Origin of the sequence: Candidatus Pelagibacter communis (genome assembly GCF_001180105.1) — a bacterium.
Lineage (GTDB): Bacteria > Pseudomonadota > Alphaproteobacteria > Pelagibacterales > Pelagibacteraceae > Pelagibacter > Pelagibacter ubique_K.
In genome coordinates this window covers 1-1450 of record NZ_CVSO01000043.1, presented here as the reverse complement: position 1 = coordinate 1450, position 1450 = coordinate 1, and the positions used below count along the sequence as shown (strand labels likewise).

At 31.4% G+C, this 1450-nt stretch carries 1 protein-coding gene; it reads right to left on the bottom strand.

Going from position 1 to position 1450, the window contains the following annotated elements; genetic code table 11:
* A partial coding sequence (pheT, locus tag AMN84_RS03280) for a phenylalanine--tRNA ligase subunit beta (protein WP_075483337.1) occupies positions 1-1450 on the bottom strand: 1450 nt, incomplete at both ends.

Here is a 1450-nt window from a genome sequence, read left to right as displayed (position 1 = left end):
AAAAACTGGGCCAATTTCAAAAAGAGCTTGATCACCAAATCCTCTGTTTAGGTTTTTTTCTAAATAGAAAATTAGATTTGGATATAAAGAATTTCTTAATACATTTAAATCTGAACTTATTGGATTTACAATCTTTACGCTTTCTAACTTTTCTTTAAATTTGTTATTAATTTTTTCGTCAGTAAACGACCATGTTATTGTTTCAAGATATCCTTTTGAGGCTACTGATCTTTGAGCTAAATGAAAATGTTTCTGAAAGTAATTAAGAGTTGGTTTAGTTCGGTTTTTCTCAGGTTCAATAGACTTAATTTTTTCAAATCCAATAATTCTTATAACTTCCTCTACTAGATCAATCTCACCAAAGATATCAGGTCTCCAACTTGGTACTTTTACATTGAGGAATTTACCCTTGGTTTTAACAATGAAGCCTAAGTTTGATAAGATCTTTTTTGACTCATTATTATTTATGTTGGTTCCAACTGTCTTTGATACCATTTTGGGGTCGAATTTTATCTCAAGATTATTAAATTTTTTTGTCTGCTGCACATCAAATTTAGAAACTTCCCCTCCACAAATTTCTAAAATTAGTTCGACAGCTGCTTCCAGCCCAGCAGTTACAGATTGAGGATCTACCCCTCTTTCAAAACGGAACTTTGCATCACTATTCAAGTCTAATTTTTTAGCAGTTTTTCTAATTATTGCGGGATCAAAATATGCTGACTCTAAGAGTATATTTTTTGTATGTATTTCTGTGCCTGACCTTTCACCTCCAATTATTCCACCCAAACCGAGTACACCTTCATCATCCGCTATCACGCACATGTCTTTATCAAGTGTATAATTTTTATTATCTAGGGCTTTAAAACTCTCTCCTTTTTTTGAATTTCTAACGGTAATTTTATTCTTTATCTTGTCTAAATCGTATGCATGGAGGGGTCGGTTTAAATCAAACATTACATAATTTGTTATATCAACAACAGCAGAAATAGGTCTTAAGCCAAGTGCTAAAATCCTATTTTTTAACCATCCTGGACTTTCAGTATTTTTAATATTTTTAACGATACAGCTTCCAAAAATTGAACATGCCTGATTTTTATTTTTTTCAATTTTTATCTTAAAGTTATGCTTAATGTTCTTTTTAATTTTACTTTTTTTTAATTCTTTTAATTTTCCAAAGTTAGAGGCTGACAAGTCTCGCGCTACACCTCTCACACCTAGGCAGTCTGGTCTATTTGGGGTAATTGATAATTCAATTACATTTTTTCCTTTTTTTTCACCAAAGAATGATTTTCCAATTTTTGTTTTATATTTATCATTTAGATCTATTATTCCTTCGCTCTCATTAGAAAGTTTCAATTCTGACTCAGAACAGAGCATTCCATAAGAGGTTTCTCCTCTGATCTTTGATACCTCTAATTTCATGCCATTTTTTGGAATTACTGAACCCGGC